Consider the following 21056-nt stretch of genomic DNA (forward strand, 5'->3'; position numbering starts at 1 on the left):
GAAGTTCTTATTTTGCCAATGAATGCTCAAACTGTTTGCATAGCCTGACGATATCCTCTACTCTCGCCAAGGAGGTAAGCCAATGCTGCGGAATCTCCCCAAGCCCATAATAAATCCCTGCCAAGCCTCCCGTAACGGCCCCCGTTGTATCTGTATCTTCGCCCAAATGAATAGCACGCAATACAGCATCCGCATATCCGTCTGTCATCAGCAAGCTCCACAAGCTCGCCTCCAACGTATGAACGACATATCCGCTGGAGTATATTTCACGCTCAGCTAATTGAGGAATCTTCCCTGATAAAATCCGTTCAAAATGCCGCAGCTCAGGATCACCCTGAAATTGCGATTGTACATAAAGGATTGTTTCCCGGTAGCTCTCGTCCAGAGCCTTGCCACGAATCAGAAGCATCGCCATATGCACATAAAATACGCAAGCGATGATAGAAATGGGATGTCTATGTGTAATGGAGGACACTTGAGTCACAGCCTGAATCAGATCCACACTATCATGGGCTGACCCACACCAGGCGAGCGGCAAAATTCTCATCAGCGAACCGTTGCCGTTACTATATTCATCATCGCCACCTGCCAGCTCCGGATTGATCCCATCCCGGCTGATTCGATCCAGTGCTTTACGGGTCGCGATGCCGATATCAAACACTTTACCATGCGGTGTCCAACATTCTGCATGATACCACTGCACAAATCGACGGGCGATATCCTCTGTGTCGATGCCCCTGCATGCAGTAAGGCTATCCAACAGACACAGCGTGAGCGAGGCATCATCTGACCAGGTGCCCGGTGGCTGATGATGTGTGCCGTAGCCCATCATATCCGTCAAGGGTTGCTCCCGCCGCGCCTCTCTGCTGCTGAATTCCACAGGCACGCCAAGCGCGTCCCCGATGCACAGACCCAAAATACCGTCCTTTATGTTACTCATGTCTGTCCTCTCCTTCTTCTGCTCATAACGTAAAACCCTACCCAAGCCGGAACAGAGCCATCTTTGGGTAGGGCCAGCTTATTTTCTAAGTATACCATGCGTATGGAAATAGCGTTTTATGGTCAATGATTCGTCCGTACATAAGAGGATAAAGGGATATTCAGCTCACGGACACCCTGTGCTACCAGACGGGCTATTTGCTCCGCACCATACTCCTGAAAATGCGTATCGTCCTTCACCCCATCAGGGAACGCAGGATACACTCCCGGCTCCAGATGTAAAAATAACGGAAGTGTCCCTTCCGGACCAAGTGTATTATAGTACGCCACACTTAACCGGCTTAGATCGACCAGCGCAACACCTGTCTCGGAGGCCGTTTCCTTCACGGCCTGCACGTATTCCGGAAAACTGATCCGATAGGAAGCACTTGCGGCATCATAATCCCTGCGGCCAACAGGGGTTATCAGCACAGGTGTAGCCCCGCGCTGTGTCGCTCCTTGAATGTAGGTTTTCAAATAGACTTTATAATCCGCTGGGGAAACATAACGCTCTTGGTTGTTGATTGCCGCATCATTATGACCAAACTGGATGAGCAAATAATCACCCGGTCGGATGGTCCGCAAAATATCGTCCAGTCTTCCTTGTACAAGGAAAGTCTTCGTGCTTCGTCCACCAATGGAACGGTTCACAAAAGTCGTCTCGTCTGTGAAGAACGGCGCAATCATCTGTCCCCAGCCAGCCTGAGGCTTCATAGAGGATTTATAGGTTTGGACCGTAGAATCCCCAGCAAGATATACGGAAGGATGCTCACTCTGCGTTCGAGTCTCTTTTGGCGTAATAACCAGCGCGTTAATCTTCGGATCATTTCCCGAGAAATACAATTCCAGCTGACCGTCGATGAGCGCAAACTCAAATGTGGCCTCGACAAATTGTCCTGCTGTTTTGGCGGTAGGCTCCACCTTGACGATGGACTCGGCCTTCACCGTAATGTCTGTGCTTCCGGCTGTATCCCCGGCGATCAGGGAAAGCGTATAATCCGCAGGCGGCAAATTGACGACAAAGGATGATCCCTGAACACGAACGAAATCCGAACGAATAGCGTCATTTCCACCACGATCCTCTTCTTTCACCTTGGAAAGATCGGTAAATCCATAGCCTCGTTCAGGCGTGTATGCATCCTTGGCGGTGACCTGAGTGTAGCCCTCAGCTATACTTCCCGGGCCAAAGTCAAAACGAAGTGGCCCCACGAGCTGTTTATCGGCCAATGCCTGCCCTGGAACAATTATGGTCGCAAACAACAAGCTGAACCCTGCGCATAATCCGATCATTTTACCGAACAACCTGTGACGCTTTCCCTTTTGTCTCAAGCGCAACCCTCACTTTTCAGGTTATTTGAATGACTTGTCATCGTCTATACGTGTAGTGCGTGTTGTGATAACCGCCAGCCTTTGGCAGCCTTGGTCCAACGCCCAGGATACCGCAATACCCACCGTGTACCGGACCAGATCGGCAGTCAGGAACCCTTTTCCCAACACCAGCCCGCCCAATGTCGTCGCCCGGATACTGTTAATCCAGGGAGCCTGATACATCTGACTGAACTCAATGGCGAAACAAAACAGCAAACTGCCCCACAGCGCTACAGACAACCGACGATCCACCCACAACATCCTCAGCCCAAAGTAAATCATGCACGCCCACAAGGCATCCCCAAAATGATTGGCAACGAATTCAGGCAACCGGGAGGAAAAGGCCCGACTTCCCAAGCCCAACAGGATAGCGACAAGCACAGCAGCCAGATACATAGCTCGGGCCTTCCAGCGAAATTTCGCACCCGCTTTCCGATTCGTATTCCTGTTGACGTCGACGCTTTTACGAGTTCTTCCCATGCTAAATCACCTGTCCTAACGCTGGAAAATCTTCGCCAAGCTGCTGGAATCTCGTCGAGTATACCTTTAGGTTAGCGCTTGCAAGAGTGCTGATATTCCTGCTGATGTCATATTGTATGCACACCAGCTTGTCTGTATTTTTCGTGATCCAATTAATCATAACGAGCCTCCGCAATATCGTACAAACGTAACTTGTAAATCAGATGATCTTCGCGCAACAACAGGGTATCCCCTCTGAAATCCCTGTCCACCGCCTTGATCGCTTCGCCCGCTTCATTTACAAACCGGACCGTATACTGTTCCTTGAATCCACGCTCAGGTTTGAGTCGGGTTAAAATATATTGTTCATGCTTGCCATACCCTTTATCGAATAAAAAGGCCTGTCCCTGCTTGATAAATCCGGACGCCCCCGAGATATGCGGGTTCGCAAACTCTACGCTCGGCTGCACAAAATGATAATTAAACTTCTGTCCAGAAAGCAGCAGTTCCTCCATATGATCGCCATCGAGCGTTAACACTTTGTATGTATGCCCATACGTTGTTCGGGAAGGAACAAACATCCCCTGCTCCCTTTCCGGTGCACGGTCAATCAGTAAAATATACAGGCTGTCGTCAAGGCCAATGGAGGAGGAAACGACTTCAAAACCATCTGTGTATGCACGAATATCGGCATAAAGCTGAAGTTTGTGCTTGATTGTTGTCTGCTTGCTTTTTCGGTTCATATTTGTATCCCCACTCCACTCCTGATGCTAAAATTCAATACCGCGTACCTTGGCAAAAATCATTTGGCTGACCAGTGTTCTCTCTTCATCATACTGGACATTCCGCAAAATGCCCTCCAGCGTAAAACCTGCCCGTTCTGCTACCTTGGCGCTGCGTGTATTTCTGGAATCACAACGAATCTCGAGCCGATTCGCCTCCAAATGCTGTATGGCAAAATCCGTGATACCGTGTACCGCCTCTGTTATCATGCCTTTCCCTGTGCAAGACGTTCTAAGCCAGTATCCGATTTCAAACTTGCGTGCAGCCCAGTCGATCCGGTGCAAGCCACTGCTGGCTACAAAAGCTCCCGATGCCGTCTCAAATACGTACAACATCATGTCAGACCGGTCCAGAAATTGAAGTCTGGCTTGGCGTGAACGGATTTCAGATTCCTCTGGCGTAGGAAGATTTCTTGCAAAAGGCAACCAAGGACGCAATTCCTCCACACTCTCCCGCATCGCTTCATTGACCATTGCCCCATCACCCCACTGTGGAGCGCGAATCGTCAACCGTTCTGTCTGGAATTGCTCCGGAAACGATAATAAGATGGGGCTAGTCTGATCCGTCTGCGCCTTACTCATGATGCTCCCTCCTCTATATTGCCGGAATAGCTGACATCCTCCAGCCAACCAATGATTTCGCGCAAACTGCCAATCCTGTAATCCGGTACAATACCCGTTTCCTGCCACAGCATAAAGCCCTCCAGCCAGATCGTATGCAAACCCGCGCTTTGGGCACCGCGAATATCATTCGTCGGATGATCGCCTACATACCAGACGTTGCCTGGGTCTGTTATCCCAAGCTCATTTAACGCCAACTCGAATATGCGAGGATTAGGCTTCTCGACGTGGACGCCTCCCGAGACGATAATGGAATCAAAATAATCCTTCAGCATCACACGGTTGATCTTTGCTTGTTGCGTGCGGAGTGAGCCATTGGTGATGATGCCAAGCTTCAAGCCCCGCGACCGCAGCTCGGACAGCACTTCCTTGGCCCCGTCCATCAGTACCGTAAACTTATGAAATTCGCCATACCAAAAGCCCAGCATTTCCTGCACCGTTGTGTCTGGATTTTTCAGTTCCAAATCTGCATGCAGCTCCGTATACAGCTCCCTTTTGTCCCGGTATCCATCCTGATCCGCCAAGCGTATGTGTTCGGTGACAGCTGCCCGGCTCGCCTGGTCTTCCTCCACAATGAATCGTTCCACAAAACGCTCCGTATATACCGCAAACGCCTGTTTGCGATGAATCAGCGTATTATCCAGATCAAAAATAATCGCTTCTATGGACATCACGAGCTCCCTTCTTCCGGTTCGTTATACCGATGAATTCGAAACAAATTGAACAACTCCGATTACCAAAAGCAAGAAAAAAATAGACAAAAAAATGATAAGCATGGTTTTCAGTATTTTTCCGGAAGTCGACCCTCGTTCCAGCTTCGCCTCAATCTGGGTCAATCTATCTTTGATTTCTTCCAGATCCTGCGCTGCTCGGGAATATATCTGTGCACATATATCGGAATGAGCTTGGGCACGCACAGAAATTCACGTTTACATATGTCAACAGCATCTGCCGAATCTGTCGGTCTATCACTCCATTCGGGAGGCCAGAATACATGTTGCTCCACATCAAAAATCATGCATTCCAGCGGCCAGTTGTATCCTAGTATTCCATTCAAATCTATCTGAGTTGTCTCAGGTCCTTCCAAAAATATGTACTTCTTTCTAGTGTAATCTAACAGGAAAAGAAATCCAAGACCCATCCGCAATGAGTTGCCGAATAAGCTTGGATGACATAAGTCCCTCTTGGGTCAGAAAATATGACTTCTATACATGCTGTCCATTCACCTGAATATCTACGGCTACCTGCTGTCCCAGCCATTCCCGCATGCGATTCCACGAAAAACACTGCTCCATGTGAAATACACCATGAGGAAGCTCAGAACGGTATAGCGCCAGCGCTGCAAAGACAGCTGCCTTGGCGGTTAAATCGGATTGATGATGTCCCCTTAGTTGGCATTCGACTTTCGTTTCCTTGCCATGGAGGGTTCCTCGCGCGTCTACCTTGACCGCCACCGCATTCCCTCCCAGATGCAGCTTGCTAAAGCTGCGAACTACTTCATTACGCACGGACGGCCGTCGGAGCAGACCCGATATTCCTGTGGTCCGAAGCCCTGCCAGAAGGCGGGTAGTCAACCGCGAATCGAAACACAGACGGGTGCTGACCGTAGGAATCCCGAGCGTATGTGGAAGTGTCTGCTGATCGGAAAAAGGAAAACGATATGCACGATGGCGTCCCACACCTGCGCCGAAATCTGCCACTCGCCCGTCGCTAAAGCTTTTTCGAATCACCGGGCGCCCCTGTTCCATAACCTCCAAATCCGTATGAATCTGATCCACTGTCCATTCAATGGCAGCCTGACCGTGCTTGTCTCCCAAGCCCAGCATCAGAGATATGTTCAACTCGTCTGTCTGATCCATAAGCTGCGTCGCTTGCAGCGCCAACAAATTCGTCAGCCCGGGGGCCAACCCCACACTTAGCAGGGCAGTAGCCTGATAAGCTCGTGCTTCCTGATGATACCGCTCGACCTGACTCAAGAAGGCTGCATTCGCGGTAATATCCATATAATGCACCCCATGCTGAAGGCAGGCACGTACCAAGTTTGTATTTTCCTGATCCAGACACATGATAACGATCTTAGCCTGCTTTAAAATCGACGGGGCTATCGGCTCATGAATATTAAGCTGTAAAGGCAGCACCTTACCACCCGATTGCTTGCTGAATTCAGTGGCACGTTCCATACTGCGTCCTGCGGCAAACACCTTGCCGGGAAACATTTCAATTAGTTCTGTGCATAAAATTTTTCCGACATGACCGTATCCGCCAATGATGATGATATTATCCTTTGTCATGAGTAAATGCTCCCCCTTTAACTGCAAACCACGCATTCACTAAAAAAGCACCAAAATACCGGGTGATATGGGTAAAGCCTGCATCCACCAGCATTCCCTGTATTGCCGTATTGGACACCGGGTCGGACTCACGGCCAATGGAAGCAGCGAATCGCTCCCAATCCTCCAGAGGAATGCCCTGATCCAGCATATGGCTTTTCCACGCCTGCATTTGAATGGCAAAAGCAGGCTCCTGTGGATTTCCATTGATGGAGGCCAGGCAAAAAGGCGCGCCCGGTTTGAGACGAGCGGATATCTGCTGTAGCAGTGCCCGTTTGCTCTCCATGCTGTGAAGAAAATGAAGCACCAGCAGGCAGGTGGCCGCATCATAAATCGGCTCCGCATGTACTTCTACGGTCTGTTTTCCAGACTGCTCAATGGGCTGTTCTTGGAGTAGTTCTCCGTGAAGCTCTCCCAACGTACCTGTGACAAATGATATTTTTGACCTTATACCCGCTTGCGCCACACGCTGACGTGCCAAATCCAGCATGCGTTCGGATGGATCAACTGCCGTAAAAGACCATGCCGAATGTTGTCCTCCGAACGTGATCAGCTCCTGACCACCGCCAGCCCCGATGATTAGTACATTCGGATCTGCGGCCTGCGTGCGGGCCTGAGCCTCAAGCTGTGCGGTTATCAAGCGGTCAGTCATCTCATACAGATGAGCATATCCTGGTATTTTTAAAGCAATCGTGTCCTGGTACTTGCGTACATTCGGATCGTTCCAGCTCATAGACTGGTTAGGAATCGTATGTTCAGCGCTTGTATGATGACTGTTGCCTGTGTGATGAGCGTCCATAGGATCGTTTGGCTTACTGTTGCTATATTCCATATATCGTTCCCTCCAAAATTCGAACAACTGGAAAAAGATGCGGCTGGCCTTACAATTAGCCTTGATCTTCCCCTAGCATTCGTATATTGTTGATTTAATTAAGAATTGTTCTCAATTATAACAACCACACGTATATCCACCATCCCACAGATGTGGGATTTACTTCGATACACTTTGGCGAAACTCCAGCTTTTTAGGATAGGAGCAATCTATGAACGCACAATACACACCATCAGCACAGCTAAAGGATGCTCGACAGCAAATCATTCGACTGGGAGAAAAACCTCCTTCATCCCAAGCGTACAAACATACGCTCATCGACCGTTTGCGTACTCAGGTTTCATTCGATGCGGCATGCTGTACCTCGGTAGATCCGCATACGCTGCTTTCCACAGGTGCATTTACCGAATCTGGCGTGGGTGATATTCATTACAAGCTATTAGAATACGAATATCTGCGCAATGATGTAATGAAATACGACCAGTTAGTACGGGAGGGGCAGTCCATAGCGTCTCTCAACGGAGCCACGGAAGGTGAACCGGGTCGGAGCGCACGGTACAGGGATGTTTTGCAGCCTGCCGGATTCGGGGATGAGCTGCGTATTCCTTTAATGTACAAAGGAAGCTGCTGGGGATTCCTTACGTTATTTCGCCATCATACAAAGCCGGTATTTAGTAAAGAGGACCAGCAGCTTCTTGAAGCCTTAGCGCCGTCCATAGCCTACCATTTGCGTCAGGCCAGTGTGGGCTTATCTCCAGACCCCGGTATAATTATGGAAAATGATATGGAGCCAGGGGTTCTGGTGCTTTCCGGCAAGCTGGAGCCGATTTCCTCCAATCCAACGGCAGACCAGTGGCTAAAGTTGCTTCGGCAGCAGGAAGATATCGACGAAAATAGCATTCCCGCGCCCGTTCGGGCGGTATGCTTTCGGGCACTATCCACAGCCCTTCCGGGAGCCTTCACTACTTCCTCTTCACCAGCCAAACTATGTATTCCCGCCGCAGATGCAGGAACACCGTGGGTAGCACTCAGAGCCACTCTCCTCCAAGGCGGGCAGGGAAGTAATGGTGAGCATCAACTTGCTGTATGGTTTGAACCTGCTAAAGCCTCTGAAATGCTTCCGCTTATGGCCGAGATGTATGCATGGTCCGAGCGGGAAAGACAAATTGTCCGGCTCATTGTTCAAGGCTTATCGACCCGCGAGCTGGCAAGCGCACTTCATATTTCAGCCTACACGGTGCAAGATCATCTGAAAGCGATTTTCTTGAAAACCAATGTAAGCAGCCGCCGTGAACTGGTATGGAAGGTATATTCCAGATTCAATTAATTTCAATTCTCCTATTCCACAATAAATGCATGCCAAAAAGACAGATGACCCGATTAAGGATCATCTGTCTTTGCATGTCTGCTCTCTTTGTTCGCAAGAGTCTTATTGGTTCGAAGAGGATTTCGTATCATCGTAGGACACAGGTGAAGGCTTCGCAATCCATTCGTCAGCCTCCGGCTCGATATCCACGCCGTTTTCCAGCTTATTTTTCTCCATCAAGGAATCTCCGTCCTCGTTCTTCTTGTTGCGGATTTTCGCTTCGTCTTGAGTGTGGTCGCTCATATTGATTCCTCCTTTTTAACTTCATCTGATTGATGTGTACCTTACTCATAATTACCCATTGCCGTCCTGTGCAAACCTCTACACGACCAGATGCCCTTTTTTCTCTGCCGGACCAATGGTCGCCTCAATCCCGGCATTAAACTCCAGAAAGTCGCTTTCCACTCCATCGCTGAAAATCACTCCATGTTCCGGCATCTGCGAAGCAATCCGCAGCGGCTTTCCGGCCTCCACCTGACCAAACACCAGATCCGCAGTAGTCGTCCGACTGGGAAAGGGCTCTCTCACCGTAAAATATAACGATGGCGAACTCCACGTTGCGCGGTTATCATGATGATCGTTATCATTCCCGCTATAGTCGCGCCCGTTGCTCCCCCGGCTTCGTCTTCGCCCATCTGCCGCTGCTTCTGGATGGAAGGCTGCGCCTGACATCAGATGATCTGGGGTCAGCGAAATTGGGCGCTGCGTAGCGCTGCCGACAATTCCGGCTGCCCCGGCAAGCACGCTGGCCAGCCAGCCCGTCGCGCCCAGCCCCGTCGACACGATGATGCCGCTGGATGACTGCTGCTCTACCTGATCCTCCAGCCTCAGCTCATATCTTGCAGAAACATGAGTTTTGCGTCCAATGAACAAATCGTTCACCGCATACAACGACTGACCATCATTGAGCTGGGCTTTAGCCAGCGTAACCTCCTTGATCGGACGTTTGTGTACGAACACATCTGGCACAACCCAACGCAAATCCGATACCGTAAATGGCAGCAGTACCCCGTCCCAACGCAATGGATCTGGATTCACACCGATCAACGGCTGTTCGGTCAAGTATTTTAACGTGTTAGCCACCAGCCCGTCCTGACCTAGCACCACTACTGTATCCTGCTCACCAAAAATAAAGTTGGGCACATGCTCCCGCTCCACAATCTGGACCCGCCCCAAGGCTGTCAGCTCCGAAGTTGCCGTTGCTACCGCTCTGCAGTAATTTTCATCCTCCAGCACATAATCACTGAAATCCGCACCCAGCCGTTCTATAAAAAACCGGGCCTGCTGCACGGTGTTATACCGGACAATCAGCTCCTCCAGACGTGTTTTACGCTTCACCAAAATGATCTTGTGCTCTGTCATCCGACTGCTCATCGCACTCTTCCTCCCGATCCTCTCGTTCCTTCCGATCCGCCTGCCCCCGTACCCGACATCAGACCTTGCAACAAATCCGGCGTAATGTTTAACTGACCGATTTTCCCTGCATTTTCTGCAAGCTCCTGGAATGCAATGGCAATCAGCTTATCCGGACTCATATCCATGTTTGCCATAGCCTGAAGCACGTTCGGCTCGACATCCTGCAACGATTTCATGACTGCTGTCAGCTCATAGGCTTTGGCATCGGCTTCCGCCTTTTTATTCGTTACGGTCAGCTCAATCAGCTCACGTTTTTTCTCCTCCAAAGCCGTGTCAAAACGCAGTTGCTCCTCCTTCATCTCGCTTTGCTTCTGCTTTACTGAACGTTCGGCATCGAGCTGGGTTTCGCGGATTTGCTTCTTTTTCGTCTCTACTGCAATTTCGGTATTCAGCTCATTCTCCTTCACACGCCGCTCTTGCTCAATGGAAGCATTCCGACGCTCATACAAGGCGTGATCCGCATTGCGAAGAATTTCCTCCCTCGCCTGTGCCTCCAATGCTCTCATTGTTTCTTTATTCGGCAAAATCGCCAAAATCGACAGGCCCATGACCTCAATGCCGAGCTTTTCGATTTCCGCATGCTGAGCGATATCCTTCGTCATGCTTTGGGCCAAACGTTCACTGGATTGAACAGCCTCTTTGAGCGGGATACGCTCCAGATATTTTTTGGTGAGCACCTTGGCAATGTTAATCACCCGTTGGGCCAGCTTGCCCGGATCATCCGAAATGTAGCGTTTGGTCTTCAAATCATACGTATAATTCAAAATCTGCGTCGTTCTCCGGTAATCCACAATCCGATAGGTTAGTTGCCCCTGCACAGTCACCGCCTGAAAATCATGGGTCATTTCCTCAAATATGAACGGCACATCAATAGAAGATACAGGAGCGACGACGACCGAGGTTGTTAGAGCGTAATAATAAAAAGATAATCCCACTCCTTCCCGAACTACCTTCCCGTTTCTCACCTTCATCACATACTCACTGGGCTGAAATTTCACAAAATTAAACCCGAACATGGCAGATGCCTCGCCTTCGTTTTAGTTTTTATTATTTTGTTATTATCAATTAGTTATTAACAATAAAATAGCATACATTTTCAATAATATCAATATGACATTTATATAAAAAAAGCTGCTTCCCCTCCGATACACTCGGTTAGAGGAAACAGCCTTATTGAAATCCTTATTTATCATCCACATTCCACTCTCTGTAAAACTGCTCCAAATACATCTCCATCCATTGATGCCGGACAGCCGCCAACTCCTTGGCATACGCGGTATTCATTAAATCCTTGAGCTTTAACAGCTTTTCGTAAAAATGATATATAGCACTTTTCCCCGTAGCACGATAAGCATGCTGTGAAAAATCCTTTTCCGGGTGATGCATCATACTGCCTTTTGAGCCTGCATACATAAAAGTCCTCGCAATGCCAATCGCTCCAAGTGCATCCAACCGATCTGCATCCTGCACAACCTGACCTTCCAGCGTATTCATAGGCGGATTTTGCCCACCGTTGTAGGACATTGTAGCGATAATGGTCATCACATGCGTAATCACGCCCGAATCGCTTACATGCAGACGCAGCCAGTGCTCCACTTTATCCAGCCCCGCTTGTTTGGAGTCGTTTAATTTTTCATCCGCTACATCATGCAGTAGCGCTGCCAGTTCACAAATAAACGTATCTGCGCCTTCTTTGGCAGCAATTTCGAGGGAAAGCTTTCTCACCCGGTCAATGTGCCACCAATCGTGACCACTGTGGTCATGCTCCAACTGCTGCTGTACAAAGGGTTCTGCCTTTTGAATAATATCTGCTAAAATAGCTTCCTCTCGTATACTCATTTTTTCACGCTCCTTATTTCTCTATTCAAAATACTATAATAAGGTCGAAATGGACAGGCCATCTTTATTTTATTCTATATGGTGTATGGGATCCAAACATCAACGGATAAAAAGTTACGAACGATATATTTCATAAAAAAATAGTCATTTAGGCCTATAAATAACAGGTAGATATACTCTGACTCATGTATGATATACAAGCAAGATTCTAATAAACTTGGAGGAACGGTATGAAACGAAAAAATGGGTGGTTACTATGTTTTACTTTAATCATGAGCCTCAGCTTTTGGAATGGACATGCTAAAGCTGAAAATGAAACTGGACAAATTCCTGTACTTCAATCTGTCCAGTTATCCGACATGACTGGGGAATTAAAGCCCGCGAAGTATGGTTTAGAAAAAAGTGTTGAATTTCCGGATGTCTATAATTTACATAGCATGTTTACGGACAAAACAGGGAAGTTAATTGTTCTCAATTATACAACTGCTCAAAATGAGCTGGTGTTTAGATCTGTGGACCGGGAAACAGGGGAAACGAAGTGGAGAACCTCCCTTGGATCTGCAAATAGTCTAAGGCAAACAATAGAGGCTGTGCAGGAGAACAACGAAATCATCGCTACAAGTGAAAACAAAAGTACCATCTTCCTGCATACTATTAACGCACAAACGGGCAAAATCACACGTTCACTCTCCCAACCAAAGCCCTCAGGATGGACTTTTATGAGTTGGGACTATTTTATGCTGAAAAACAATATCTTACTTGTATCCTATTCTGCGGGTAATCAAACTACATTGCGTTACCTCGACTCAAACGGAAAGCTGATCAAGACTAAAAAAATTAATGGAACTTTACAGCAAGCCTCTAAAGACGAGATTTATGCAACAGTTTCTGCCACAAGGAAAGGGATTGTAATTAAAATTCTGGATACCAAATATAAAGTAAAAAAAGAGTATTACTATGAAGAGGAGTCCTTCTGGAATCTGTATTTTCTAGACAACGGATCTTTTGTTGTAGAAACAGATATCAAAATAAAAGGTGAAGCTACTTTCAGACTTCGAAAATACAATGCTGACGGACAATTTGAATGGGGACATATGAGTGATGCATTTATTCCTTACCATGTGATTAAAAATCAGGTTTTCGCAACAAATCTCAAACATACCAAGTCTCTTCTGCTTGAACACGGAAAAGCGAAATCTGTTTTATTCCAACCAGATTCCGACTATATCTATTATATTCCCTCTGGGTTATTGAATTTTTCAAGATCTGGGGGAATTGCCTTTGCCGATTCGGATACCTTCCGTTGGATCGCCAATCTTTCCTTTAGCCCAGATTCCGAAGTGACCGCGATCTGGATTCAACATAAAGAAGCCGCCATATTTGACCGTGACCTCAGCACCCTTCATATCATTCGACTGGATCATTCGTAATAGCACATGCAAAAAAGAACTTCCAAAACCACTCTAATAGTAGTCACGGAAGTTCTTTTGCATTTTGCCTACCCTATCCCTATCCCTATCCTATTAAACTTATTTTCGCATCTTACTCCACGACACCAAGCTCGCGGTTTTTCTCCTTGAAACGGCTGTTGTGGGAAGATACATAGGCCACTTTATCTGCTCCGGGATCAATGTACAGCTTGGCGCTGTTCAGTGCAAGAGCAGCATCCGTGAATGTACCTGCAATCAGATACAGCTTGCTTCCGTACTCCACAAAATCGCCTGCGGCAAAAATTCCCGGCAGATTCGTTTCCAGCTTCTCGCTCACTCTGGCGTGCCACTCACCCATATCCAGTCCCCAATCCCGAAGCGGGCCGAAGTCGGATTTCAGACCATGATTCACAATGATTGCATCGACGTTCAATATCTGTGTTTCACCCGTCTCTACATGGCTGATCGTCACCTGTTCAATCGTCTCGCCATTGTTACTATGTAGCTGGCTCACCGCGTAAGGTGTCAGGACTTGGACAGAAGACGCTTTCATGCGAACTATATTTTTCTCATGTCCGCCAAAATGCTCTCGACGATGGACTACCGTCACACTCGCGGCAATAGACTCCAGCTCATTCGCCCAATCCACAGCCGAGTCGCCTCCGCCAGAAATCAGGACATGCTTGCCTCGGAACGGCTCCAATTCTTGCACAGTATAATGCAAGTTCGTTACCTCATAGCGGTCAGCGCCTTCAATCTCCAGCTTGGCCATTTTGAGAATGCCATAGCCTACTGCCAAGACTATCGTACGTGTCCAATGCTGTTCCCCTGTCGCAGAGGTCAGCAGGAACGTTCCATCCTCTTGCCGATCCAAACCTGTGATCTGCTGTCCCAGCACAATCGTAGGCTCGAATGTCCGCGCCTGCTGCTCTAGTTGATCAATCAGCTTTTCACATAATATCGGCGTGACACCTCCAACATCCCAAATCATCTTCTCCGGGTAAATGCGCATCCGTCCGCCCAGCTCATGCTTGGCTTCGATCAGCTTGGTCTTCATATCCCTCATTCCGCTGTAAAATGCAGTATACATGCCGGCAGGACCACCGCCGATTATCGTTACATCATATAATTCCAAGGACTCTGTCACTCTGCAACTCTCCCTACCTTAACGTGATATGTCTGCTTCTATTATAAGTGATAATAATTATCAATATCAATTAAGAATTAAAAACATATCCGCTTCGGAGGCTTTTGCGACCTTGGAACTACATTTTCTACGCACATGCACCATGATATGGTTGATAATACCATCCATACTGTTCGTTTTCGCCTCACCAACGTGCCATAGCATACCGTTTTAAAACGGATGATCAAAGTAATATTAAAAAGCCGAAAACCTTTACGCTGGAGTATATAGGCAACAAGCTGTACAACTTTAAGCCCGAAAGAACAGACTCCTACGTATCCGTAGGCGATGATCAGCTACTTACCGCCGGAAGTGCAACAGCAGGAGATGCAGAGAAATTTATCGTTTCCCAAGCGGCTAACGGATTAATTACATTACAATCGCAAAAGAATCATCTTTTTGTGGGCGTTACGAGCGATAACCAACTTCGTGCCAGTGCATTAGCCAGCAATACAGATAAAGAACGGTTTATTGTATTGCATCAAAAATAAACCCTCTCCATCGTAATCTGCGAAAAGGCGAGTCCACATTGCTATCAAGCAAAACGAGCTCGCCTTTTTTATGCCATAATCTGCTTACAGTTCTATCCAAAATCGGTTCATACGCTTCCCGTCTTCCTCTACGTAATCCCAGTCCGGCATGCCCCCGTTTCTGAGGATTGTCTTTTTGGAGGCAATATTATCGGAGTCGCATACGACCAAAGCTCTGGAAATCCCCAGCTCTTTTGCTTTTTCCAGTGCCAACGCAAGCATAGTAACCGCGTAGCTGTTCCCCCGTGCGGAAGGACGGATACCATAGCCGATGTGCCCTCCGGCATTCAACAGCTTTTCATTAAGATTATGCCTGATGTTCACCGCTCCGACGACCTGCTTAGTGGCAGTCACCAGCCAGTATGTTGAGGTTTTGACCCAGCCCTCAGACAGACCAATTCCATTTTCCTGATTACTCAAAAACGTCAGCATACCTTCAAAATCATACGGTTCTGTAGAAATCACCCACGGTACCATAAGCTCCTGACTCTTTTTCCAATCCTCATAAAAAGAAAGATAGGCCTCTTTCCATACGTTTTCCGGCTTTACCAATCTGACTGTTTGCACGTCAATCACTTCCTCATATTAAAATCTCAATTCTTCTGCTTAGTGTTCATAACCCTCAATATCCGTGAATTTCCGAGCCCAATCTGTAAAAGATAGCTTGTCATCCCAAGTGACCTGCTTCATCGCTTTGGCACAACCCCAATTTAAAATCTGCTGATGCAGCATATGCACCCGGAAGCGCTCTACAAATCCTTTTTTGTCTTCCATCCCTTTCAAGTAAGCTGTAAGAAAACGTCTGGCCAGCTCTTCCTCTCCATTCTCCAGATACATTATGGTTATTTTCGGAAGGTCTGCAATCCCGTCCCCAAAATAGGCTGTTGTAAAATCAAAAAGCCCGCTGACTTTCCAGTCGTTATCCCCGTTTTGTACTAGGAAATTTTGTGGTTTAAAATCCCCCATCACGAATGTACTGGTATCCAGATCATCGAATGCTTTGTGTGCGCCTTCCAAAATACACTCTACCCATGCCATATCCTGTGCAGAAATGTCCGAGTACTTTCGGGCATCCTCTAGCCAGTATCGAATCCGCCCATACAACCACGCCCGATAAGAAACTTCAAAAGGACGAATAGCCAGACTGATTGTATCCAGCTCTCCACTGTTCTCAACCTTCCAGCTGTGAAGCACCAACAGTACAGAAGCAAGCATCTCAGCTATCTGTTGTTTAGCCAGCGGAGTCCATTTCGCCTGCAACTCGGGTGTATGTATGTGCTGACCGTCTAAACGGGGCATAACAGCATAGCTCCAGCCAAAAATATCCTCGGTTTCATCCACAAGATACGGAGCTGGCACAGGAATTGGAGTCCGTGTGTGCAGCTGCTCCACCATAAACTTTTCTTCCACCCATTGCCCTGGAAAAAGCGGATTCCCCTTCAACACAAACTTTCCAGCCGTTGAGGAAACATAAAGGGTTTGTCCCATGACACCTTCTGCCGTTTTTCCCGAAGATATCAGGCGACCCAAATCAAAACGATCCAGCATCCGTTGCAATTGATCAGCCGTGACCTCCCCCAACCGCTTAGATGAAAAATAAATGGTCGTCGTCATCTCTACACACCATAATTTTTGACCGTTACTTCCAGGGTTTCGTCGGTATCCGCCAGCCAAACCAAACTTACCTCAAACGTTCCCGGCTCGAAAAACAACGGAAATCTCCGTTTAAACCAATCCTGCATCGGCAAGTCTAGCGCTTCCTTCATATCTACCCATAGCAGTTCTCCCTCAGGAGGATTTTCCAGTAATTCTCCTTCAGATGCCGTAGCTAAATAGTTAAAGACCATATATCTTAATCCTTGGCTCGGGTCGCAATATTCGTCAATTCCTTTAAATACAATCTCCGTAACCGTTAGTCCGGTTTCTTCCTTCACTTCACGAATGGCTCCACCTACAATGCTCTCTGGAAACTCTACTTTCCCCCCTGGCGCAATGTAACCCGGAAAGCCTTTTTTATCCGGTCTGTTGATGAGCAATACCTTGGTTCCGTCCTGAATCATGCACATCGTATATATTTTGTGTGTCACTTCTGTGGTCAATCCGATCATACCTTTCTTTATCACTATTCTTTATAGTATAACTTCTATCTTTCCAGCCGGTACCGCGTGGTTAAATATGGTATTCTCCAACTTTAACGCGTTATTTTATATCGCGCAATAACTCAAACTATAGACTGGATCAAAGAATTCATGCCTTAAAATGTATTGGACGTTCAAAATAAATTGAAATTCAGCCTACCTATACGGCGGGACTTACTGGACATGGGCTACGGAGCTTTCACAGCCACAAGCAACCTAATCAAACCAGCGAATTTATTGTCACCGTTTCGAACATTGGCGCCTTGGTTGTTGCTCCCGTGCTTGGCATGATCACCGATGCAACAGGCAGTGCGACAGCAGCCATCATCGTTATCGAAGTTGTGACTTTGGCCAGTGTAATAGCTGCTTATTTCTCCAAAATCTAAAAACCGAACCAGAATTTTTGTGTAGGTGCATCATCGAAAAAAAAGACCGTTCTTCCGTAAAGCCGTTGGTACTACCCAGCGACTTCAGAAAGAAACGGTCTCATAAAAAGCTCTACTGTAATGCCAATATCTACTTCATATTGCCAGTGGTGCCATTGCACAGTACCAAAGCAAAGAGTCTTGTAGCACTGCGTTTGTTATAGCCCCATTCAGGTTCTTAGACATGACCACCGGGATATCGGAAACCTGCGGCAAAGCCTTTCGGCGAGATGCATTCGATCTCCGCAAGCTCGGCTTCCGACAGGGAAACCTGTAGAGCGCCGAGATTTTCCTGCACTCTTTCCAGTCTCTTCGTTCCCGGAATCGGGACGATATGATCCCCCTGTGCCAGTAGCCATGCCAATCCCAACTGAGCGGCAGTGCAGTCTTTTTGGGCTGCGAACTTTTCGACCAGGGTGACGACCTCCAGGTTTTTGGCGAAATTCTCGCCCTGGAATCGCGGAAAGTGACGGCGATAATCATCCTCTGGCAGATCGTCGAACTTCTTGATTTGGCCCGTGAGGAAGCCTCGACCTAGTGGACTATACGGCACAAAGCCGATTCCCAGCTCCTTCAGAAGCGGCAGAACTTCGTCTTCCACTTCTCTGCTCCACAAAGAGTATTCGGTTTCCAGCGCGGTAATCGGATGCACCGCATGGGCGCGACGGATCTGCTCGGCGGTCGCTTCCGACAGGCCGATATAACGGATTTTCCCTTCCTTGACCAGATCGGCCATCGTTCCAACGGTCTCTTCGATTGGGGTATTGGGATCGATCCGATGCTGATAATACAGGTCAATATAATCAATCCCGAGATGAAATAGGCTGGCATCTACAGACTTTTTAATATAAGCCGGATCTCCCTTGGGACCCTGAGTGTGCGTTATCCCGAATTTAGTCGCGATCACAACCTCATCCCGTCGACCCTTGAGTGCCCGTCCAACCAGCTTCTCATTACCTCCAAACTGTTGCTGTGCGTACTCCTCACCGTAAATATCTGCTGTATCGAACAATGTCACACCCAGATCCAGCGCTCCCTGAAGCGTACGTACCGACTCCTCGTTGTTCGGCATCATCATCGTGCCCAGACCCAGAGCCGACACCTCCAGCCCTTCGCGTCCCAGTTTTCTTTTCTGCATATAATGGCTCCCTCTTTTCTTTGGGGTAATGGATGAATTGAACAATACTCATTCTAATCCACCTGTAAGGAGGCAACCACAGTATGTTTATGCTAGTAACAAGATTACCAGGCACAAGGTCAGCATCAGGTTATTTTTGTTTACTTGAATGAGCTTTCCCTTCCAAAATCGGCGTGTAGATACACATATGCATATCCGGATGGTCTACAATACTCGCCAGGGAATTAATATCATATGAAACTACATCCACAGCACCGGGGATTCGAAAAGAAACGCGGTTCACTTTTTTGAGCTGGATATTGTGCAGCTTCCACATCGTGTCAAACTCTGTACTTTCCACACGCAACTGCTCCACCGTTTCCTCAAACCAAGGATCTCCCCGATACTTGTCATAGTAGGTTCTATAGACAGCGACCGAATACGACGCAAATTCTTCCCAGTTAATCATACGACGACGTAACCCCGAATCAACGAACAGCAATCGGATCATGACGCGTTCAGAAACTGGCATGGAAGAAAAATCGGTGATGACCTTATTCGCTGCGCTATTCCAAGCGAGCACCTCCGCCCTGTCATTGCTGATGAAGGAAGGATAGGACAATTGCTCGATAATATTCTGCCATTGCGGGTTCAGCGTTGTGTGGATGGACGAAATGGCAACCGTCTCATTGGGATTCCACAATTGAATCAGATGTGCGCTCTCATCATCGGTTAACTGTAGTGCTTTTCCTATACTCTCGATAATCTCCTTGGAAGCTGTTACTTCTCTCCCTTGTTCCAGCCATGTATAATAAGTTGCACTGACACCAGCCAGCATAGCGACTTCTTCCCGTCGGAGTCCCGGCGTTCTTCGCTGCCCCTGTGAACGTCTAATTCCTGCCTGTTCCGGCTGAAGTCGATTTCTGCGTGATTTCAGAAAAGCACCCATCGTTTTCGATTTACTATTTTCACTAGACATGTGCCACCTCTTCTCGGATCAATCACTATGTATACCATTTTACCTCAACCGAATCTGTACATAAACATAACTAAAAGCGCGCCCAATAGCCGAACACTTTTTCCTCACCGTCACTACGAATCATTATTTTATGATGTTTTTCGATTTCCTTGATTTGAACACGCATATATAGAGTCCTCGCTAGATATTTTTCTTATAATAATAGTGCTTAAAACCTCGGGGGGCATCATCAATGACGCCGATCACTTCGTACCCCTGCTTTTCATAAAAATCGGGGGCCTGAAAAGTAAACGTGTTGAGTTGTATAAAGGTACACTTTTTATCTTTGGCGATTTGTTCGATCTCACCAAGCAACTGTGAACCATAGCCCTTCCCTCTGTAGCTCTGATCTACCCACAAAATATCTACCTCCACCCAGTTCCAGCACAGCACACTTAACAGACCGCCGATCACCTGACCATCGTCGTTTTTGAGAGTAAGATTAATCTCCTCATACCGGGTTCGGATATCCTCAGGTATGTGTTTCGCATTAAATTCAATCAATTTATTTCTGACAAATCGCGCTTCATCCTTACTGCTTCGACTCACTTGATTTTCCAATGTCATGGCATAGTTCCTCCAAATTAAAAATTTATCATCGCTTGAAATAGAGATTCACGTTAAAGCTTCACCCTTGTTACTACCCTGCATTATTTCTATGATATATTAGTGGTATATTCTTTTTATTTGTGGTCAACATTTCTCATATAGGGAGTTGATATTAATGGCAGTAAACAAAAAGGAACTCTCCCAACTTATACTTAATCAAACGTCTGATTAATCACCCTTTAGACTCTCACATCCCATATGACGATGAGCCGCTTACAGACAGCGATATCCAAGCTATGAAGAATGTAAAAAAAGAATTTGACAATGGAACAAGCTTCAAGTTAAAGGATTTTGAAAATGAATTACGAAATTGAATTAGGCTCTATCCACGACATCCTGAGTTAAACATAAAAAAATTGCAAGGTTATATTAACTTATACCGTCTCCGTGTGGCTCATACCCATTTTATATTCTATTGAAGATCATATCCTTTTATATCTATGTCATCAAAATAGGACCTCGTGGAGATGTTCCTCAAGGGTTATATTTAGATACAGTAACAAGATAGAAACTGGTTATCTTTTGTAAAATTAAATGCAAAAAGGTAGTTGTGGATTTGTTAGACCTGCAACTACCTTTTTATAGATTCAACTACCAACTCTATCGAATGAG

22 protein-coding genes are annotated in these 21056 nt (G+C 47.1%); 2 read left to right on the top strand and 20 right to left on the bottom strand.

Annotated features, from left to right (window positions below):
- Window positions 1–7 precede the first annotated feature (7 nt).
- From ACQ4MX_RS06585 to ACQ4MX_RS06625, 9 genes are all read right to left on the bottom strand, one after another.
- A complete protein-coding gene (locus ACQ4MX_RS06585; RefSeq protein WP_431089837.1) occupies window positions 8–940 on the bottom strand; it encodes an ADP-ribosylglycohydrolase family protein in 933 nt (310 codons plus the stop codon).
- A 122-nt stretch (window positions 941–1062) separates the two neighbouring features.
- Window positions 1063–2268: a rhamnogalacturonan acetylesterase gene (locus tag ACQ4MX_RS06590; protein ID WP_431091265.1), complete on the bottom strand. Its 1206-nt coding sequence runs from the start codon at window positions 2266–2268 to the stop codon at window positions 1063–1065.
- A gap of 60 nt (window positions 2269–2328) precedes the next feature.
- On the bottom strand, window positions 2329–2826 hold the full coding sequence (locus ACQ4MX_RS06595; protein ID WP_431089838.1) for a DUF2809 domain-containing protein: 498 nt from the start codon (window positions 2824–2826) through the stop codon (window positions 2329–2331).
- 1 nt (window position 2827) lies between these two features.
- Entirely contained in the window at window positions 2828–2986 is a 159-nt protein-coding gene (locus ACQ4MX_RS06600; protein WP_431089839.1) for a hypothetical protein, read from the bottom strand.
- Window positions 2979–3548 (bottom strand): hypothetical protein, encoded by a 570-nt coding sequence (locus tag ACQ4MX_RS06605; RefSeq protein ID WP_431089840.1) that lies wholly within the window; start codon window positions 3546–3548, stop codon window positions 2979–2981. Before ACQ4MX_RS06605 ends, ACQ4MX_RS06600 begins: the two co-directional genes overlap by 8 nt.
- 27 nt (window positions 3549–3575) lie before the next feature.
- Complete coding sequence (locus ACQ4MX_RS06610) at window positions 3576–4169, bottom strand: GNAT family N-acetyltransferase (protein ID WP_431089841.1); 594 nt, start codon at window positions 4167–4169, stop codon at window positions 3576–3578.
- Complete coding sequence (locus ACQ4MX_RS06615) at window positions 4166–4879, bottom strand: HAD family hydrolase (protein ID WP_431089842.1); 714 nt, start codon at window positions 4877–4879, stop codon at window positions 4166–4168. The genes ACQ4MX_RS06610 and ACQ4MX_RS06615 overlap by 4 nt, the downstream gene beginning before the upstream one ends.
- A 534-nt stretch (window positions 4880–5413) precedes the next feature.
- Entirely contained in the window at window positions 5414–6499 is a 1086-nt protein-coding gene (locus ACQ4MX_RS06620; RefSeq protein WP_431089843.1) for a saccharopine dehydrogenase family protein, read from the bottom strand.
- Window positions 6486–7271, bottom strand: coding sequence for a class I SAM-dependent methyltransferase (locus ACQ4MX_RS06625; protein ID WP_431091266.1), 786 nt, complete (start codon window positions 7269–7271; stop codon window positions 6486–6488). Before ACQ4MX_RS06625 ends, ACQ4MX_RS06620 begins: the two co-directional genes overlap by 14 nt.
- A 310-nt stretch (window positions 7272–7581) precedes the next feature.
- Between ACQ4MX_RS06625 and ACQ4MX_RS06630 the strand changes: the two genes are divergently transcribed.
- The gene (locus ACQ4MX_RS06630) at window positions 7582–8697 is read left to right on the top strand and encodes a LuxR C-terminal-related transcriptional regulator (RefSeq protein WP_431089844.1); all 1116 of its coding nucleotides are present in this window, start codon (window positions 7582–7584) and stop codon (window positions 8695–8697) included.
- A 102-nt stretch (window positions 8698–8799) separates the two neighbouring features.
- Here ACQ4MX_RS06630 and ACQ4MX_RS06635 read toward each other — a convergent pair whose 3' ends face one another.
- The 4 genes from ACQ4MX_RS06635 to ACQ4MX_RS06650 form a co-directional block, all read right to left on the bottom strand.
- A complete protein-coding gene (locus tag ACQ4MX_RS06635) occupies window positions 8800–8979 on the bottom strand; it encodes a hypothetical protein (RefSeq protein WP_025682442.1) in 180 nt (59 codons plus the stop codon).
- A gap of 78 nt (window positions 8980–9057) precedes the next feature.
- Window positions 9058–10110, bottom strand: a complete 1053-nt coding sequence (locus ACQ4MX_RS06640; RefSeq protein ID WP_431089845.1) for a sugar kinase — start codon at window positions 10108–10110, stop codon at window positions 9058–9060.
- Entirely contained in the window at window positions 10107–11168 is a 1062-nt protein-coding gene (locus ACQ4MX_RS06645) for an SPFH domain-containing protein (RefSeq protein WP_431089846.1), read from the bottom strand. The genes ACQ4MX_RS06640 and ACQ4MX_RS06645 overlap by 4 nt, the downstream gene beginning before the upstream one ends.
- 166 nt (window positions 11169–11334) lie before the next feature.
- Complete coding sequence (locus ACQ4MX_RS06650) at window positions 11335–11991, bottom strand: HD domain-containing protein (protein ID WP_431089847.1); 657 nt, start codon at window positions 11989–11991, stop codon at window positions 11335–11337.
- 230 nt (window positions 11992–12221) lie between these two features.
- Between ACQ4MX_RS06650 and ACQ4MX_RS06655 the strand changes: the two genes are divergently transcribed.
- On the top strand, window positions 12222–13421 hold the full coding sequence (locus ACQ4MX_RS06655) for a hypothetical protein (RefSeq protein WP_431089848.1): 1200 nt from the start codon (window positions 12222–12224) through the stop codon (window positions 13419–13421).
- Between the two features lie 112 nt (window positions 13422–13533).
- On the opposite strand, the gene ACQ4MX_RS06660 is transcribed toward ACQ4MX_RS06655, so the two are convergent.
- From ACQ4MX_RS06660 to ACQ4MX_RS06690, 7 genes are all read right to left on the bottom strand, one after another.
- Entirely contained in the window at window positions 13534–14568 is a 1035-nt protein-coding gene (locus tag ACQ4MX_RS06660) for an NAD(P)/FAD-dependent oxidoreductase (RefSeq protein ID WP_431089849.1), read from the bottom strand.
- Window positions 14569–15182: 614 nt separating this feature from the next.
- Window positions 15183–15704 carry a GNAT family N-acetyltransferase gene (locus ACQ4MX_RS06665; RefSeq protein WP_431089850.1) on the bottom strand — a complete coding sequence of 174 codons (522 nt, stop codon included), beginning with the start codon at window positions 15702–15704 and terminating at the stop codon, window positions 15183–15185.
- 39 nt (window positions 15705–15743) lie between these two features.
- Window positions 15744–16751 carry a phosphotransferase family protein gene (locus tag ACQ4MX_RS06670; RefSeq protein ID WP_431089851.1) on the bottom strand — a complete coding sequence of 336 codons (1008 nt, stop codon included), beginning with the start codon at window positions 16749–16751 and terminating at the stop codon, window positions 15744–15746.
- Between the two features lie 2 nt (window positions 16752–16753).
- On the bottom strand, window positions 16754–17245 hold the full coding sequence (locus ACQ4MX_RS06675) for an 8-oxo-dGTP diphosphatase (RefSeq protein WP_431089852.1): 492 nt from the start codon (window positions 17243–17245) through the stop codon (window positions 16754–16756).
- Between the two features lie 633 nt (window positions 17246–17878).
- Complete coding sequence (locus ACQ4MX_RS06680; RefSeq protein WP_431089853.1) at window positions 17879–18838, bottom strand: aldo/keto reductase; 960 nt, start codon at window positions 18836–18838, stop codon at window positions 17879–17881.
- Between the two features lie 130 nt (window positions 18839–18968).
- A complete protein-coding gene (locus ACQ4MX_RS06685; RefSeq protein WP_431089854.1) occupies window positions 18969–19796 on the bottom strand; it encodes a helix-turn-helix transcriptional regulator in 828 nt (275 codons plus the stop codon).
- A 180-nt stretch (window positions 19797–19976) separates the two neighbouring features.
- On the bottom strand, window positions 19977–20402 hold the full coding sequence (locus ACQ4MX_RS06690; RefSeq protein ID WP_431089855.1) for a GNAT family N-acetyltransferase: 426 nt from the start codon (window positions 20400–20402) through the stop codon (window positions 19977–19979).
- Window positions 20403–21056 lie beyond the last annotated feature (654 nt).

The sequence above is a fragment of the Paenibacillus sp. 8b26 genome, assembly GCF_050626875.1.
Classification (GTDB): Bacteria; Bacillota; Bacilli; order Paenibacillales; family Paenibacillaceae; genus Paenibacillus.

Bases quoted from the DNA above. Each gene is read 5' to 3' on its own strand.
- ACQ4MX_RS06645 (WP_431089846.1), bottom strand. From the start codon at position 11,168: ATGTTCGGGTTTAATTTTGTGAAATTTCAGCCCAGTGAGTATGTGATG.
- ACQ4MX_RS06630 (WP_431089844.1), top strand. From the start codon at position 7,582: ATGAACGCACAATACACACCATCAGCACAGCTAAAGGATGCTCGACAG.
- ACQ4MX_RS06685 (WP_431089854.1), bottom strand. From the start codon at position 19,796: ATGTCTAGTGAAAATAGTAAATCGAAAACGATGGGTGCTTTTCTGAAA.
- ACQ4MX_RS06670 (WP_431089851.1), bottom strand. From the start codon at position 16,751: ATGACGACGACCATTTATTTTTCATCTAAGCGGTTGGGGGAGGTCACG.
- ACQ4MX_RS06680 (WP_431089853.1), bottom strand. From the start codon at position 18,838: ATGCAGAAAAGAAAACTGGGACGCGAAGGGCTGGAGGTGTCGGCTCTG.
- ACQ4MX_RS06610 (WP_431089841.1), bottom strand. From the start codon at position 4,169: ATGAGTAAGGCGCAGACGGATCAGACTAGCCCCATCTTATTATCGTTT.
- ACQ4MX_RS06590 (WP_431091265.1), bottom strand. From the start codon at position 2,268: ATGATCGGATTATGCGCAGGGTTCAGCTTGTTGTTTGCGACCATAATT.
- ACQ4MX_RS06690 (WP_431089855.1), bottom strand. From the start codon at position 20,402: ATGACATTGGAAAATCAAGTGAGTCGAAGCAGTAAGGATGAAGCGCGA.
- ACQ4MX_RS06595 (WP_431089838.1), bottom strand. From the start codon at position 2,826: ATGGGAAGAACTCGTAAAAGCGTCGACGTCAACAGGAATACGAATCGG.
- ACQ4MX_RS06640 (WP_431089845.1), bottom strand. From the start codon at position 10,110: ATGAGCAGTCGGATGACAGAGCACAAGATCATTTTGGTGAAGCGTAAA.
- ACQ4MX_RS06635 (WP_025682442.1), bottom strand. From the start codon at position 8,979: ATGAGCGACCACACTCAAGACGAAGCGAAAATCCGCAACAAGAAGAAC.
- ACQ4MX_RS06675 (WP_431089852.1), bottom strand. From the start codon at position 17,245: ATGATCGGATTGACCACAGAAGTGACACACAAAATATATACGATGTGC.
- ACQ4MX_RS06615 (WP_431089842.1), bottom strand. From the start codon at position 4,879: ATGTCCATAGAAGCGATTATTTTTGATCTGGATAATACGCTGATTCAT.
- ACQ4MX_RS06605 (WP_431089840.1), bottom strand. From the start codon at position 3,548: ATGAACCGAAAAAGCAAGCAGACAACAATCAAGCACAAACTTCAGCTT.
- ACQ4MX_RS06655 (WP_431089848.1), top strand. From the start codon at position 12,222: ATGAAACGAAAAAATGGGTGGTTACTATGTTTTACTTTAATCATGAGC.
- ACQ4MX_RS06620 (WP_431089843.1), bottom strand. From the start codon at position 6,499: ATGACAAAGGATAATATCATCATCATTGGCGGATACGGTCATGTCGGA.
- ACQ4MX_RS06650 (WP_431089847.1), bottom strand. From the start codon at position 11,991: ATGAGTATACGAGAGGAAGCTATTTTAGCAGATATTATTCAAAAGGCA.
- ACQ4MX_RS06600 (WP_431089839.1), bottom strand. From the start codon at position 2,986: ATGATTAATTGGATCACGAAAAATACAGACAAGCTGGTGTGCATACAA.
- ACQ4MX_RS06625 (WP_431091266.1), bottom strand. From the start codon at position 7,271: ATGAGCTGGAACGATCCGAATGTACGCAAGTACCAGGACACGATTGCT.
- ACQ4MX_RS06585 (WP_431089837.1), bottom strand. From the start codon at position 940: ATGAGTAACATAAAGGACGGTATTTTGGGTCTGTGCATCGGGGACGCG.